This window comes from Arcobacter roscoffensis, from assembly GCF_024267655.1.
Lineage (GTDB): Bacteria > Campylobacterota > Campylobacteria > Campylobacterales > Arcobacteraceae > Arcobacter_B > Arcobacter_B roscoffensis.
In genome coordinates this window covers 2,242,395-2,257,661 of sequence record NZ_CP100595.1, presented here as the reverse complement: position 1 = coordinate 2,257,661, position 15,267 = coordinate 2,242,395, and the positions used below count along the sequence as shown (strand labels likewise).

The window sequence follows — 15,267 nt, the reverse complement described above, 5'->3', positions numbered from 1 at the left end:
ATTTCTTACTTATCTTTTTTTATGGGTTAAGTGATGCTTGTGCAGCCTCTATAGCTTTTTTTGCATTTATTTTTCCATAGGCTCTTTTCGTATCAAATCCACCGTTTGAGTAGTCTGCATCTGTCCCTCCAACTCTATCCGTAGTTGAAATCAAAATAGTTCTTATTTGATTAAAAGTAAGATTTGGGTTTACAGATAACATTAATGCAACTAAACCACTTGTTGTAGGTGCTGCAAAGCTTGTACCAGATGTTAAAGTATAGTTATTTAAATTTTCATTTGTATAGGAAAGTTGATTATTATCATTTTCTCCTGCACTTCCACTTTGATCTAGGGATAAAATACCAAGTAATCCATCGTTTAAACTTCCTCCACCAGGTGCTATTACATCAATGGTTGAACCATAGTTTGAGTATGAAGTTACGTCATTCTTTACACTTGAAGCACCCACTCCAATAACTGAGCTAATTTCAGATAAGTCTTCATTTCCAGCTTGGTCTAAGTCTACTCCTTCATTTCCAGATGCAAATACAACTATAATTCCATCATCTTTAAGTTGATTTATTCTATCTGAAATTGTTTGTGGAATATTTCCTAATCCCCAACTACAGTTTATAACTTTTGCTCCATTGTCTTTTGCATAATTAAAGGCTTTTAAAATATCAAGTTCACTAAGGTTATTGTCTTCAAAGTCCAAGTTAATTAAAATAAGTTCTGTATTTGGAGCAACACCAACTTCATCTCCTACAATAATACCTGCAACCGCAAGACCATGATAAAATGTATCACCATCTGCGTCTGAAATATTTGAAGTATCATCCATTGCATTGTAAGCTTTATATATCTTATTTTTTATATTAGGGTGATTGACTTCAAAATCTTCATCAATTACTGCTACTTTTATAGCTTCACCATTTGTTTGTTTACCTTTTGTTATTGCCCAAGCTTCTTCCAAACTTATGTGTGATTCATTATTTATGTTATTGTTTGTTTTGTATGTTGAGTTTATATTTTTATTAATATGCCAAGCAAACTGAAACATATTATCATCAATCACTGAATTTACAACATTTGAAATAGAAGTAGATGAGGTACTACCTCCACCTCCACCACCACAAGCAGTAAGACTAATAGCTAAAGTAAGTGCTATGCTATATTTTTGAATATTAATTAATTTCATCTTTTCTGCAACTTTAATAATTTATTTGGTGTGGCACTTTTAATATCTTCTTTGTTATGTAACTCTTGTGCTAGAGTAAAAATATTTTGTGAATCTTCTACTTTTATAAGAAAGAATCCCTTACTTATTTCTTTGTAGTTAGTAATATTTAAATCACTAAAATCATCTTGGCAATATGCTTCTTTATGACATTGAACTATTAGTTCATTTTTAAATTTTATTGTTTTTCCATTTGTTGTTTGGTATGTATGTATTTTTTCAGAAGTGTTTTCATCTTGTGAATTTGTGCTATAAGTTTTTGATTCTATTGGTTTAATAAGTTCTATTTTTTTATCAAACTCATAATAAAACTCATTTGCAAACAAAGAGCTACAAAAGGTTAAAAGAGTAGTTGAAAGTATAAACTTTCTCATCTACTGCTCTCCTAAAACTAGTCTATATCCAGTACCTTGAATGTTTTTTAGGCATTTTTCAGGTAATTTTTTTCTAAAGTTTTTGATAAATAATCTCATGGCATTTTGTGTCATAACAGAGTCTTCATCCCAGATTTGAGTTTCCATTTCTTCATATGTGATGATTCTATTTTTAGTGATAAGAAGTTTTAAGAACATATTCTCTTTTTTTGTAAGATTGTGTGTTTCTTCTTTGTTTGAAATAATAGATTTACTATAGTCAAAATAGCAATTTTCATTTAAAGTGTAGATTTTATTTTCATCATGTGTTTTTACAAAAGCTTCAAGAGCATCCATAAGTTTTTCTTGTGTTATAGGTTTGATGATATATTTTACAAGATGTAGTTCAGCTGCTTTTAGCATATATTCTAAATCTGTGTGAGCTGAAGTGATTATGATTCTAGTTTTTGAATCTGATTCTCTTATTTTTTTTATTAAATCAATTCCAGTTTCACCAGGGGGCATTCTAATGTCTGTAATGATTAAGTCAGGTTTATTTTGAACATATTTTATATGGCCATCGCTTGCGTTTTTTGCTGTAATTGTTTCTTTAAATAAGTGGTCTAATATCTCTTTGATATTATTTCTAATGCCATCTTCATCTTCTATGTAAAGTACTGAAAAAGCATTTAACTTACTAATTATATTATCTTGCATTATGATAAAATCCTTATTAGAAATATTATGTTATCATATCATATTAAAGGTTACAGGACAAGAAAAATTGAATTTAATAACAGAAAATAATCTATCAAAAATAACCATATACATTTTTATAATCATTATGTCGTCTATGATATTTATGATTTCATATTTTTATGTAAAAAATACATATGATGATTTTGAAAAGCAAATGGAAAATTTTGTTCAAGAGTACTATGAAGACCAAAAAAGAATACTTAAAAAAGAGATAGATACTGTTATTGATGTATTAAATTACAATCTTACTAAAGTAGATACAGATGAAGAAGAGATAAAAGAAGATGCCATAAGACTTTTAAATAATATTTCATTTCAAGAAAGTAAAAGCAACTATTATTTTGTATATGATATTTTAGACATAAAAGGTGGAGATGATTTTGCAAGGCTTATTGTAAATCCAAATAGACCTGATCTTATTGGTAAATTGATTTCTACAGAATTTAAAGATGCAAATGGTAAAAAATTTAGAGAAGAGTTTCTAAAAAATATAAGTATAAAGGGTGAAGCTTTTACTCAATATGCATATAAAAAACCAAATACAAATGATGAGATTAGACAAAAGTTATCCTACTTTAAATATTATGAAAACTGGAACTGGGTAATTGCTGTTGGTGTTTATATCGACGATATAGAAAAAGAAATAACAAAAAAAAGAGAAGCTTTAGAAAAAACAGTAAGAAACCAAGTAGGGCAAAATATAGTTTTATTTGTGATGTTTTTATCTATTGCTATCTTAATCTCTATTGCAGTATCTCAAAAAATTGATGAGGTTTTAAAAGTTTATCAAAATAAAGTAAAAACAAAAACAAAAGAGCTTGAAGAGTTAAATCAGAATTTAGAAAATAGAGTAACTTATGAGGTTGAAAAAAATAGAGAAAAAGAGCAACTTCTTATTCAAAAGTCAAGGTTTATTGCTTTAGGTGAAATGATTTCAAATATCGCTCATCAATGGAGACAGCCTTTATCTGAGCTTTCTTCTATTTTGATGTATATTAAATTTAAACATAGTATCGGTGCTTTAGATGATGAAACAATGCAGAAAAAATCTAAAGAAGCAGATACTGTTTTAGAGTTTATGTCTCATACTATTGATGACTTTAGAAACTTCTTTATGCCTAAAAAAGAGAAAGAAGAGTTTTATCTAGTTAAAATGCTTGAATCTGTTATGACTATTGTTTCAAGTGCTTTAAAAAACAATAATATTACTGTAACAATTGATATAGATGAAAACATAAAACTATTCACTTACCAAAATGAGTATGAACAAGTACTTTTAAATATCTTGAAAAATGCTAAAGATGTATTGATTGAAAAAAATGTGAGTAATCCAAAGATTTTCATTTGGGCAAAAGAGCAAGAATTTGATGTATCTTTATATATAGAAGATAATGGTGGTGGAGTTACTGTTGAACCAAAATCAAAGATATTTGAACCATACTTTACTACAAGAGATGATAATGATGGTACAGGAATAGGACTTTATATGTCAAAAACAATTGTAGATAAAAATATGAAAGGTAAACTTTCAGTAGAAAATATAAATGATGGAGCGAGATTTACTATAGAAGTTCCAAAGTAAGCTACTTTATACTCTAGAAGTATAAAATAGCTGCAATTATCATAAAACCAACACCAACTACGATAAGTTGCATTGACTTTTCTTTTTTCAAAATAGCTTCATCTACTTCAAAGATAGCCACTGATTTTAAAGCACCTTTTTCTTCAAACTTCAAAAACTTATAGCCTTTTTTTGAAAGTTTAACTTTTGTTTTTTCAAGTTCTTTTTCTCTTTGTTCTTTAGTGAAACCACCAATTACAATATTTTTTATTGCCATAGATACCTCTTATAAAAAATTGAAAGAATTATATCTATATAGAATTAATACAAAGTTTCATAATAGCAATTTGATACAAGAAATAGATTTCTTATTTTGATATAATATTATTATGAAGAAGCAAGAAGAAGTAATTTATGATGCAAAATTTTGGAAGCCTAAAATAAATGAAGATATAGTTTTACATAAGGCTCATTTTAATAACTATGGTTTTGATAAGCATGTACATGAAGACTATACTATTGGTCTAATTTATGAAGGACAGATGGATGCTTTTGTAGATGGACAGAAAAAAAAGCTAAATAAAGCCAGTGTAATTACGATTAATCCAGATGAAACACATGCTTGCCAAAGCCAGTACTGTGAGGGCTACAAGCATTATTCTTTATATCTTAAACCAAGCTTTGTAAAAAAGTTTCAAGAGGAAAACTTCTACAATGAAGAGCTTTTTTTCTCTTCAGGAATCTTTGAAAATCAATATCTTGCAAATAAACTTACAAGTTTGATAATGCAAAATGAGTATAAAACACACTCAAATATAGACTTTGAGTGTGATTTAGTAAATACTTTAAATGAATTATTTTTAAATAATAGTAAAGCTAAAACTCCTATTATTTTAAGTAAACATGATATGATGATAAATAGAGCTAAAGAGTTTATGAATTATAACTTGCATCTTGACTTGTCACTTGATGATATTTCAAATGAACTTGATATATCTAAATATCACTTTTTAAGACTTTTTAAACAAAAGACTTTTATCTCACCTCATTCATACTTAATGCTAAAAAGAATTGAGCGAGCAAAACAAGCTTTACAAAAAGGTGAGAGTATTATAAATACTACATATATGTGTGGCTTTAATGATCAAAGCCATTTAAGCAGAAGATTCAAAGCCTTTGTAGGTTTAACTCCAGGAAACTATAGAAAGTTTTTTAATTAGCAATTAGGTACAAGATTTTTTGCTAGTCTCTTTGATAGAATTCTTTTATGAAAAATGAATTTTTAGATGGATTTGTGGCAAATATGCCAATAGGAATAAGTGTTTTCACTTATGGTTCAGTATTAGGTGTACTTAGTACTCAAAAGGGTGTTGAGCTTTTTGAGTTGGTACTTATGAATATATTTATTTTTGCAGGTTCTTCCCAGTTTGTCCTAGTACAAATGTGGGATAATACTCTTGATATTATAGCTATGATAACAGCTGCTTTACTTATAAATCTTAGATATTTTTTAGTTGGGGCTTCACTAAATCCTCTTTTTAAACAAAGTAGTAAAAAAGAGAAGTTCAAATATATGCACTTCGCAACAGATGAGTCTTGGGCTATAACAATGCAAAGATTAAAAAGTCAAGATATTACTCCAAAGTTTTTATTTGGTGGTGGAGTTTGTATCTTTCTTACTTGGTTTGTTGGAACTGTTTTAGGGTATAACTTAGGAGAGTTTATAAATGACCCTAAAATTTATGGTTTAGACTTTGCTTTTGTGGCTATATTTTTTGCTTTGGCTTTGAGTATGTATAAAGGAAAACAAGATATAACTCCTTGGATAATCACAGCACTTGTAGCAGTAGTATCAAGTTTATATATAGATGGAAACTTTTATATTGTAATAGCTGCAATAGTTGGCTCATACAGTGCTGTGATTTTACATAAAAGGAAGAGTTTATGAGTAGTATAGATTTAAATGCTTTAATAATCATATTTTTTGTAGCACTTGGAACTTATAGTTTAAGAGTATCAGGACTTCTTTTGTCTTCAAAGTTTGTAAAAGAAGAGGGGGATTTAAAACTTTTTTTAGATTATCTTCCATCAACTTTACTTTTAGCTTTGGTTGTACCTTCGATTTTAAAAGAGGGTATGATAGGTCTTGTGGCTGCTTTTTTGATATTTTTGTGTATGTATAAAACAAAGAGTATTTTACTATCACTTCTAATAGGTGTAGTAACGATAGCTTTATATAGAAACTTCTTTCTATAAAGATGCAGGATTAATTTTTATCCTCATCTTTATATTTATCTTCCATTTTTTTAGTAAAAAATGCAAGCATTAGTACAACTAGTGTGACAATACTAAAGCCAATTATTTCAGAAATAAAATCATTCATCAAAATGGTATTACCGTATCTACTACATCACCTGTTGCTGAAATAGTATCACCTACAATATCAGGTGTTACTACATTTACAGCTGCACCTACTATTTTAAAAGGAGCTGCTGCAACAGTTCCTACTATACATCCTTGAAAATTTAATACTATAAATAGAAGAAATGTAGTTTTTAAAATCAAATTTTTCATTTAAACCTTTTTGATTTTTTTGATATATCTATAAACAGATGGTTCAGACATTTGTAGTTTATCTGCTACTTCTTGAACTGCACCTCTTATATTGAAAATACCACAATCATTTAAAGCTTGAATGATTTCTGTTTTTTCTTTTGTGTTCATTCTTTGAGGTACTACATCAAATTGCTGTATTATTGCATCTATTTTATTTAGTGTTATTTCTTGTGGGTTTGTATTTAGATTCTCTTTTATATTGTTAAGTGATAAAATTTTATCATCCACATAGTTAGGAAGTAGTGATGTGATAAATGATAAAGACTTTTTAACATCATGATAATCAGAGTTTAAACATAAAGCTCCAACTATTTCATTTTTATCATTTCTAATAAAAAATGTAGAAGAGTATAAAAGTCTTCCTTCAATTGTTTTAGAGTTGTAGTTACATATAAACTGTTTATTTCCTTTTGATTCAGTAGCAATAAAATCTAAAACCAAATCAGTTATAGGATCACCTATTTTTCTATTACTAATATGTGCATTTATTATATGTACTATTGAATGATCATAATTAGTCATATCATGTATGATAATTTCTGTATTTTGTCCTAATACTTCTCCTAAGAAATCAGCTATAGGAATGTATTTTTTTATATAAGGATTCAAGTTTTACCTTTTATATTGTTTGGTGATGAATTATAAGAAATATACAAAAAAATGTCAAGGTGATAATAAATTGTTATTAGATTAATAAAAATTTCCAATATAGTTTTATATATAATTATTAATTGCTATAAAATATTAGTTTTTGAAGAATAAAAGTGACTTTTATATAAAAGAAAGACAATAACTGTATAAAAAATATAATAAAAATTTCTCAATTTCTAATAAAAACTATTTACAATGATAAAATTTTATTATATACTGACCGTAATGAAAATAAATTATCACAAAAGGAATAGAAAATGAAAGCTATAAACTCAACAAAAGCACCAAGTGCAATAGGACCTTATTCACAAGCAGTAGATAAAGATGGTTTTATCTTTGTATCAGGTCAATTACCAATTGATGAGAATACAGGAGAGTTTGCAGGTCAAACTATAAAAGAGCAAGCAAAACAATCTTTAGAAAACATCAAGTTTATTTTAGAAGAAGCTGGTTTAGAAATGAAAGATATTACAAAAACAACTATTTTATTAAAAGATTTAGAAGATTTTGTAGTAGTAAATGAAATCTATGGAAGTTATTTCTCTGAGCCTTTCCCTGCAAGAGCAACATATGAAGTATCAAGACTTCCAAAAGACGCACTAATTGAAATAGAAGCAATAGCAAAAAGATAGTAATAAATTATATGGAGAGATAATCATGAAAAGAGATGTTGTAGTTGTAGGTGGTGGTTGTATAGGACTTATGAGTGCTTACTGCTTACATAAAAGTGGAAGAGAAGTAACTGTAATTGAGAAAAACGACATTACAGATGGTACATCTTTTGGTAATGCAGGTTTATTATCTGCATTTAAAAAAGCACCTCTAAGTGCTCCAGGAGTAATCCTAGATACATTAAAACTTATGGCAAAGGGTGAATCACCTGCAAGTGTTCATCCAACTTTTGATTTACACTTATATAAATGGCTTTTAAAATTTGCAGCTAGTGCAACTGAGTCAAGACTAAAAAGAACACTAGCCTTATTTGAAAGATATGGACAAATAAGTTTAGATATGTATGAATCAATGGTAAAAGACGATGGTATGGACTTTCACTTTTGTAAAGATGGTTTACTTATGATCTATACTGAGCAAAATACATTTGATGCAAAAGCAAAACTTTGTACAAATCCAGATGCTTATGAGATTCTTTCAAAAGAGCGAACAAAAGAGTATATGCCTATCTTAAATGAAAAAGTAATTGGTTCTATTTTATTAAAAGAAAATGGTCATGTTGATCCAGGTGAATTTATGCTTGAGCTTAAAAAATATCTTGAATCAAATGGTGTAGAGTTTTTACTAAATGAAGAAGTTCAAAGATTAGAGTTTGAAGGTTCAAAGGTAAGTAAAATCAGAACATCAAAAGGCTCTTATGAAGCGGAAACTTTTGTATTATCAACAGGGGCAGATGATACACTAGCAAAACAAGCAAAAAATAAGTTCATGATGACACCTGCAAAGGGATATAGTGTAACTTTCAAAATGAAAGATGAGTTAAAACCAAAAACTTCATCACTTTTTGCTGATTTATTTATAGCTATGACTCCAAGAAGACATACAGTTAGAATGACTTCAAAGTTAGAGCTAGGAACTACAAACCCTGAAGTTGTTAGAAAACAAATAGATAGTATTCATAAAAATCTTGGAATGTATACAAATAAATTTGATATGGAAGAGCAAGTAGAGTGGACAGGTTTTAGACCTCTTACACCAAATGATATTCCAATTATAGGTTTTGATGAAAAATACAAGAATCTAGTTCATGCTACGGGACTTGGATGGTTAGGTATTACATTTGCACCGGCAATTGGAAAGATAATAGGGGATGTGATTACTAAAGATGGAAAAAATGAGACTAATGAAGATGTGTTGTTATTCTCTGCATTTTATCAAGGGTAATATATTTAATTTTAAATTTTAAAGGAGAGATAAAAATGATATTAAAAAAAGTATTGCTATATATGGCAGTTTTATGTTTGCCAAGCCTTGTTTTAGCCCAAGAGGTTATGGGTATTGATAAACAAATAGATCAGTTTTTTACTGATTATTTAGGATGGTTTGCTAATGCTATCTTTTTTGGTGCTTCAATTGAGGATGGTGTTTCATTTCCATTGATTGTTGGATGGTTATTTGTTGCAGCTATTGTATTTACTATTTATTTTGGATTTATTCAATTTAAAAGATTTGGTCTAGCAATTGATATAGTTTCTGGAAAATATACTAATCCAGCTGAGAAAAAATCTGGTGAAGTTTCACACTTTCAGGCTCTTACATCTGCACTTTCTGGTACAGTAGGACTTGGTAATATCGCAGGTGTTGGTGTTGCTATTGCTATTGGTGGACCTGGGGCTACATTTTGGATGATTTTATGTGGTTTATTTGGTATGGCTTCAAAGTTTACTGAATGTACACTGGGTGTAAAATATAGAAATATAAATCCTGATGGTACTGTATCAGGTGGTCCTATGTACTACCTTTCTAAAGGTTTCAAAGAGGGTGGTTATGCAACTCTTGGTAAGTTCTTTGCTATTGGTTTTGCTATTATGACAATATTCTCAGCTCTTGGTGCTGGAAACTTATTCCAAGGAAATCAAGCAAATGCTATGATTGTTCAGACATTTGATATTGCTCCTGGATATGGATGGGTTACTGGTGTTATTTTAGCAGTTTTAATTGCTAGTGTTCTTATTGGAGGTATGCCTTCAATTGGTGCAGTTACTTCAAAATTAGTTCCATCTATGGCTTTCCTTTATATCGGAATGGCACTAATTGTTTTAATAGCTAACTATGACAAAATAGGTTGGGCATTTGAGCAAATATTTGTAGGTGCATTTACTGGTGCTGGTGTAGCAGGTGGATTCCTTGGGGCATTGATTCAAGGTCTAAAAAGAGCAACTTTCTCAAATGAAGCAGGTGTTGGTTCTGCTGCTATTGCTCACTCAGCAGTAAAAACAAAAGAGCCTGTAACAGAAGGTTTAGTTTCATTATTAGAGCCGTTTATTGATACGGTTGTGATTTGTACGATGACTGCCTTAGTTATTATTATTGCAGGAGTTAACACTGGTGAATTAACAGGTGTAACATTAACATCAGCTGCATTTACACAAACGTCACCAATTTTTGAATACTTATTAACACTTTGTATTGTATTATTTGCATTCTCTACGATGATTTCATGGTCTTATTATGGATTAAAAGCATGGACTTATCTATTTGGAGAGGGTAAGAAAACTGAACTTGCTTACAAAACTATGTTTTGTTTATTTGTAGTTGTTGGTACAAGTATTAGTTTTGGTGCAGCAATTGACTTCTCAGATGCTGCTATGTTTGCAATGTCGATTTTTAATATCATTGGTTTATACTACTTAATGCCAGTTGTAAAAAAAGAGCTAAAATCATATCTTGCAAGAATTGATTCAGGCGAAATTAAAAAATATAAGTAGATATAATTAGTACAAGAGAGTTTTACTTTCTTGTGCTTGTATTATTTTTATGAAGACAATATAAAGTTTTGTGCTTCTTTATATTGTCCTCATAAGAATAATTTTTTATAAAAATGTGAGGAAAGAGCGTGGAACTAACAAGAGCTGTTTGGGCTGAAATAAACTTAGATAATCTAGCAAATAATATAAGTGAAGTAAGAAGAGTTACAAAGCCTAATACAAAAATATCAGCCGTGATAAAAGCAGATGGCTATGGACATGGAGCAGTTGCTATTGCTCAAACATTGCTTGAAAATGGAGCAGATAGATTTGCTGTTGCTACTTTAAGTGAAGCAATACAACTAAGAAAAGAGTTTAAAGAAACTCAAATCATGGTCTTAGGATACACACTTGAACACTTAGCCAAAGAAGTAATCCAAAACAACATAATCCAAACAATATATTCACTAGAACAAGCCCAAGAGTTCTCAAAAGTAGCTAAACAACTAAATAAAAATATCGTAGTTCATATAAAGATAGATAGCGGTATGAACCGTCTTGGTATGCTATGTAGTGAAGATACAGTACAAACAGTTTTACAGATAAGTAAGCTTGAAAACTTAGTGATTGAAGGTATTTATACTCACTTCGCAGCAGCCGATGAACTAGATAAAACATATACAAAAACACAAGTAGAAAAGTTCAGTAAAATAGTAGAGCAAATAGAACAAAAAGGTTTATCTATACCTATCAAACATGTATCAAATAGTGCTGCTATCATAGATATGCCTGAGTTTAACTTCGATATGGTAAGAGCAGGTATCATGCTGTATGGACTATATCCATCACAAAGTGTAAACCATGAAAGAGTAAACTTAAAAGAAGTGATGTGTCTAAAAGCAAAAATAGCCCAAGTAAAAGAAATCGAAGCAGGTTCAGGCATAAGCTACGGACTTACATATAAATGTGAACACAAAACAAAAATCGCAACCCTACCAATAGGCTATGCAGATGGCTACACAAGAATGCTTTCAAATAAAGCAAAAGTACTAGTAAAAAACAAAATAGTTCCAGTACTAGGAAATATCTGTATGGATCAATGTATCATAGACGTAACAAACCTTGATGTAAAAATGGGCGAGGAGGTAGTACTATACGGAGGAAATAACAAAGATGGAATCTCAATCGATAGTGTAGCAAAGCTTCTAAATACAATAAACTATGAAATCGTATGTATGGTAGACAAAAGAGTCCCAAGAGTCTACCTAAAAAACAATACTAAAACAAACTACAAAGACTATGTACTATGTCTTTGTAAAGACTAAATAAAATAAGTAAAAATAAATCTCAATAAATCTTAATAAAACAAAGAATAACTCTTTGTTTTATCTCTACAACTACTACATGTCAGATATAAATATTTATTATATAAAATAATAATCAAGTATATATTTATAAATAAGTGTTATAAAAACTTACTTTTTAATCCAAAATCAAATGAATAAATAATACTATAATAGTAAAATTATTTTAGGTTTGAGATTTGGAGACGCTAAATATATATGAACTTATGTTCTCATATCATTTACTCGTTGAAATAAAAATAAATACTCTTTTCTTAGATAAAAGCGTTTATAACTAGTACTAAATACGCTAAGTCAATTACAAAGTTCAGGAAAAATGGTATGTTTGATTTCCCATGTTGAAGCACTAAAAAAGAGAATCCCATTGTAGATGAATCTTGAGCCTAAGGGTGATGGGACGAGAATTTTAAATTTAAATATATAGGAAAAATTATGTCTAGTAATTATATATTTGTTTCTGCAGGTATGCTTAAAAAAAAGAAAAAACATCAAGAAAAACATGTTTATCTTAATTATGCAATTTTAGGATTAGCTACTAATTTAAAAAAGTTTAAAAATAATGTCATTGTTTATCAAGGAGATCTTTTTAATCCAGAAGATTTAATTAAATTGTTAGTTGAAAGATATAAAGAAAAAGACAATAATATTTTAATTTCAATACCAAGTTTTTTTGCAGTTTCTTGGGGACTTGAATTTATTAATCTACTACGAATAAATTTAAAATGTAAAATAATAATTGGAGGTAGATGGGTATTGTCAGATAAAACTTGGGCTTTAAAAACTTTTGTAAATGCAGATACAATTATAAATGGCCAAGTTGAAGGAATACTTACTAAAGTTTTGGAGTCGGACAAAGAAATTCAAAAATCTAAATATATTGATGCTCCAGTAGTTTTAAAAAGTGAATTATTTGATAGATTTGATTACACATTACTTTATGATTACGAAAAGATCTTACCTTCTATTGAGGTCTCTAGAGGATGTGGTATGGGATGTGGTTTTTGTGCAGATAAAAATGTGGCGGCAACAAATTTAAAATCTCCTTTTAAAATAATTGATGAAATTATTGATATAAGTAAATTATATAATGATAGAAAATTACATTTTTATTTTGAAGCATCAATTTTTAATCCTAAAGATAAATGGATAAATGAATTTTATGAGCTATACATTAATCACAATTTAAAAAATAAGTGGAGATGTGAAACAAGAGCAGATATAAATTTGAAGGAAGAAAATATAAAACTACTGGCTCTAAGTGGTTTAAAGGTTATTGATTTAGGCTTAGAATCAGCTAGTATCCTTCAATTAAAAAGAATGAAAAAAACAAATAATCCACAAAGGTACTTAGAAAAAGCACAAAAGTTTATTAGACTTTGTTCAAAGTATGATATTTGGGTGAAAATTAATATATTACTTTATCCTGGAGAAACAGAAGAAACCTTAAATGAAACAATAAAGTTTCTAGAGTCTAATCAAAACTATTTTAAGGGATTATCTGTTTATCCAACAATTATTTATGGTTCAGATAAGTATGCAGTTAATTTCTTAAGAGAAATAGAACAATATGGTGCTTCATCTTTAAATGGAACAATTGAAAGTAATGGTATTACTAAATTAAATTTATCAGAACAAATAAATTTTGATAAATCTAAGCAATTGTCAATAAATATTGCTAAGAAATTTATGTCCTTTAATGATTACTTCGAACTAAAATCTTTTAGCTATTTTCCAAGAAATTACACCTATGACAATTTTATAGAACACATATATAAAATTGAAGAAAGGCATTTGCCTTTTTCTTTAGATACTTAAAATAAAAGGAAATGATTATGATTGATTATAGAAAAAAAATAACATGTACAAGAAAATATCAGAAAAAAGTAACTACAGATATAGACTTAGCTACTGAAAGTAATAGAGGAAGAATTGTAAATTCACCAGCGGTTAGAAGGCTTCAACAAAAAACTCAGGTTTTCCCTCTTGAAATAAATGCTGCAGTAAGAAGTAGACTAACTCATTCTTTGGAGGTTCAGCAAACAGCAAGATACATTTCTAGAAGTATTATAAATAAGCTGAAAAGAAAAAATAAAATTAAAAAATTTAATTTAAAAAGTTTAGAAGATGCATTTGTATCTACTACAGAAATGGCAAGTTTAATGCATGATATAGGAAATCCTCCATTTGGACACTTTGGTGAGTTAGCAATAAATAACTGGATGAAAACTAAAGGGGTAAAGTGTTTTAATAAGTCTCTTAATATAAAGAAAAATTCCTTTTTAGAGCCAAAATTGAGGAAATTTAAAAGGAAACTTGAAGAAGATATCTGCTGCTTTGAGGGGAATGCGCAGGGCATTAGAATTGTACATAGCTTACAAGGTTTAAATTTGACATATACTCAAGTTGCTTCAATTTTAAAATATACTCGTGCTGCTTATGAACCTAGACCTTCGTCAGATTCTGATTTTAGTTATTTGAAAAAAAAACCAGGCTTTTATTTTAGTGAAGAGGATTTCATCAAAGAGGTTTGTAATGAGTTAGCTATTAAAGATGGACATAGATTCTCTTTAACTTATATAATGGAGGCAGCAGATGATATATCTTATGGAATTGCAGATTTAGAAGATGCTGTTGATAAAGGCATAATTTCTTTAAAAAAATTATATGAAACAATAATTAATGAGGCTTCAAAAGAAGAGCATGAGGGGAAAGGTATTTATATTAAATGTATTGCAGAAGAGAACTATCAAAAAGCTAAAAAAGCCAAAAGATTAAAAATCAATACCTTTATTATTAATTTCCGTACGCAGTTAGTTAATGAGCTAGTTCCTTATGCTACAAAAGTCTTTATAGAAAATCATCAATCTATATATGATGGAAGTTTTAATAGAGCATTACTCGAAGATAAAAGTAAATATCATGTAGCTTTAAAAGTTTTAAAAAATGTAGCATTTCAACATGTGTTTAGTCATGAAGAGGTTGAATTACTTGAACTCAAAGGTAACTCTTCAATTAGAGGTTTATTAAATTGTTATAAGCCATTACTTAATCTTTCAAATAAAAAGTTTAATTGTCTTGTTTTAGGAGTTAGTGATGGAACTCCTCTTGAATCAAGATTATTTAAACGGTTATCTAATAAACATATAAGTTCTTATGAAAAAGTAATAAAAAAAATGAATGATCAAAATATAAAAGGTTTTGAATTTAGAATTCTTGAATGGTATTATAGGGCACGTTTAATAATTGATTTTATTAGTGGGATGACTGATGAATACGCTATTAAAGAATTTCAAGAATTATCAGCAATAAAATAAAAGGAAATAAT

Annotated in this window: 16 protein-coding genes; 10 read left to right on the top strand and 6 right to left on the bottom strand. The window is 28.8% G+C overall.

Annotation, left to right across the window (positions count from 1 at the left end; translation table 11 throughout):
• Positions 1 to 19 precede the first annotated feature (19 nt).
• From NJU99_RS10690 to NJU99_RS10680, 3 genes are read right to left on the bottom strand one after another with little or no spacing between them, the layout of a single operon-like run.
• On the bottom strand, positions 20 to 1,180 hold the full coding sequence (locus tag NJU99_RS10690; RefSeq protein ID WP_254575908.1) for a S8 family peptidase: 1,161 nt from the start codon (positions 1,178 to 1,180) through the stop codon (positions 20 to 22).
• Positions 1,177 to 1,593 carry a hypothetical protein gene (locus tag NJU99_RS10685; protein ID WP_254575907.1) on the bottom strand — a complete coding sequence of 139 codons (417 nt, stop codon included), beginning with the start codon at positions 1,591 to 1,593 and terminating at the stop codon, positions 1,177 to 1,179. Before NJU99_RS10685 ends, NJU99_RS10690 begins: the two co-directional genes overlap by 4 nt.
• Positions 1,594 to 2,289: a response regulator transcription factor gene (locus NJU99_RS10680; protein WP_254575906.1), complete on the bottom strand. Its 696-nt coding sequence runs from the start codon at positions 2,287 to 2,289 to the stop codon at positions 1,594 to 1,596.
• A 145-nt stretch (positions 2,290 to 2,434) separates the two neighbouring features.
• Between NJU99_RS10680 and NJU99_RS10675 the strand changes: the two genes are divergently transcribed.
• Complete coding sequence (locus NJU99_RS10675; RefSeq protein WP_254575905.1) at positions 2,435 to 3,913, top strand: cache domain-containing protein; 1,479 nt, start codon at positions 2,435 to 2,437, stop codon at positions 3,911 to 3,913.
• Positions 3,914 to 3,926: 13 nt separating this feature from the next.
• Here NJU99_RS10675 and NJU99_RS10670 read toward each other — a convergent pair whose 3' ends face one another.
• Positions 3,927 to 4,169 (bottom strand): hypothetical protein, encoded by a 243-nt coding sequence (locus NJU99_RS10670; RefSeq protein WP_254575904.1) that lies wholly within the window; start codon positions 4,167 to 4,169, stop codon positions 3,927 to 3,929.
• Between the two features lie 112 nt (positions 4,170 to 4,281).
• On the opposite strand from NJU99_RS10670, the gene NJU99_RS10665 reads away from it, so the two are divergent.
• From NJU99_RS10665 to NJU99_RS10655, 3 genes are read left to right on the top strand one after another with little or no spacing between them, the layout of a single operon-like run.
• On the top strand, positions 4,282 to 5,112 hold the full coding sequence (locus NJU99_RS10665; RefSeq protein ID WP_254575903.1) for an AraC family transcriptional regulator: 831 nt from the start codon (positions 4,282 to 4,284) through the stop codon (positions 5,110 to 5,112).
• Between the two features lie 47 nt (positions 5,113 to 5,159).
• The gene (locus tag NJU99_RS10660; RefSeq protein ID WP_254575902.1) at positions 5,160 to 5,840 is read left to right on the top strand and encodes an AzlC family ABC transporter permease; all 681 of its coding nucleotides are present in this window, start codon (positions 5,160 to 5,162) and stop codon (positions 5,838 to 5,840) included.
• On the top strand, positions 5,837 to 6,148 hold the full coding sequence (locus tag NJU99_RS10655) for an AzlD domain-containing protein (RefSeq protein WP_254575901.1): 312 nt from the start codon (positions 5,837 to 5,839) through the stop codon (positions 6,146 to 6,148). Before NJU99_RS10660 ends, NJU99_RS10655 begins: the two co-directional genes overlap by 4 nt.
• Before the next feature lie 126 nt (positions 6,149 to 6,274).
• Here NJU99_RS10655 and NJU99_RS10650 read toward each other — a convergent pair whose 3' ends face one another.
• Both NJU99_RS10650 and NJU99_RS10645 read right to left on the bottom strand, forming a co-directional pair.
• The gene (locus NJU99_RS10650) at positions 6,275 to 6,466 is read right to left on the bottom strand and encodes a DUF6726 family protein (protein WP_254575900.1); all 192 of its coding nucleotides are present in this window, start codon (positions 6,464 to 6,466) and stop codon (positions 6,275 to 6,277) included.
• Positions 6,467 to 7,117, bottom strand: coding sequence for a helix-turn-helix transcriptional regulator (locus NJU99_RS10645; RefSeq protein WP_254575899.1), 651 nt, complete (start codon positions 7,115 to 7,117; stop codon positions 6,467 to 6,469).
• A 299-nt stretch (positions 7,118 to 7,416) separates the two neighbouring features.
• On the opposite strand from NJU99_RS10645, the gene NJU99_RS10640 reads away from it, so the two are divergent.
• From NJU99_RS10640 to dgt, 6 genes are all read left to right on the top strand, one after another.
• Positions 7,417 to 7,791, top strand: coding sequence for a RidA family protein (locus NJU99_RS10640; RefSeq protein ID WP_254575898.1), 375 nt, complete (start codon positions 7,417 to 7,419; stop codon positions 7,789 to 7,791).
• 25 nt (positions 7,792 to 7,816) lie between these two features.
• Positions 7,817 to 9,055, top strand: a complete 1,239-nt coding sequence (locus tag NJU99_RS10635; RefSeq protein WP_254575897.1) for an NAD(P)/FAD-dependent oxidoreductase — start codon at positions 7,817 to 7,819, stop codon at positions 9,053 to 9,055.
• Positions 9,056 to 9,090: 35 nt separating this feature from the next.
• A complete protein-coding gene (locus tag NJU99_RS10630) occupies positions 9,091 to 10,599 on the top strand; it encodes an alanine/glycine:cation symporter family protein (RefSeq protein WP_254575896.1) in 1,509 nt (502 codons plus the stop codon).
• 128 nt (positions 10,600 to 10,727) lie between these two features.
• Positions 10,728 to 11,903 (top strand): alanine racemase, encoded by a 1,176-nt coding sequence (alr, locus tag NJU99_RS10625; RefSeq protein WP_254575895.1) that lies wholly within the window; start codon positions 10,728 to 10,730, stop codon positions 11,901 to 11,903.
• Between the two features lie 471 nt (positions 11,904 to 12,374).
• The gene (locus NJU99_RS10620; RefSeq protein ID WP_254575894.1) at positions 12,375 to 13,757 is read left to right on the top strand and encodes a B12-binding domain-containing radical SAM protein; all 1,383 of its coding nucleotides are present in this window, start codon (positions 12,375 to 12,377) and stop codon (positions 13,755 to 13,757) included.
• 17 nt (positions 13,758 to 13,774) lie between these two features.
• Positions 13,775 to 15,256 carry a dGTPase gene (dgt, locus tag NJU99_RS10615; RefSeq protein WP_254575893.1) on the top strand — a complete coding sequence of 494 codons (1,482 nt, stop codon included), beginning with the start codon at positions 13,775 to 13,777 and terminating at the stop codon, positions 15,254 to 15,256.
• The last annotated feature ends 11 nt before the right edge of the window (positions 15,257 to 15,267 follow it).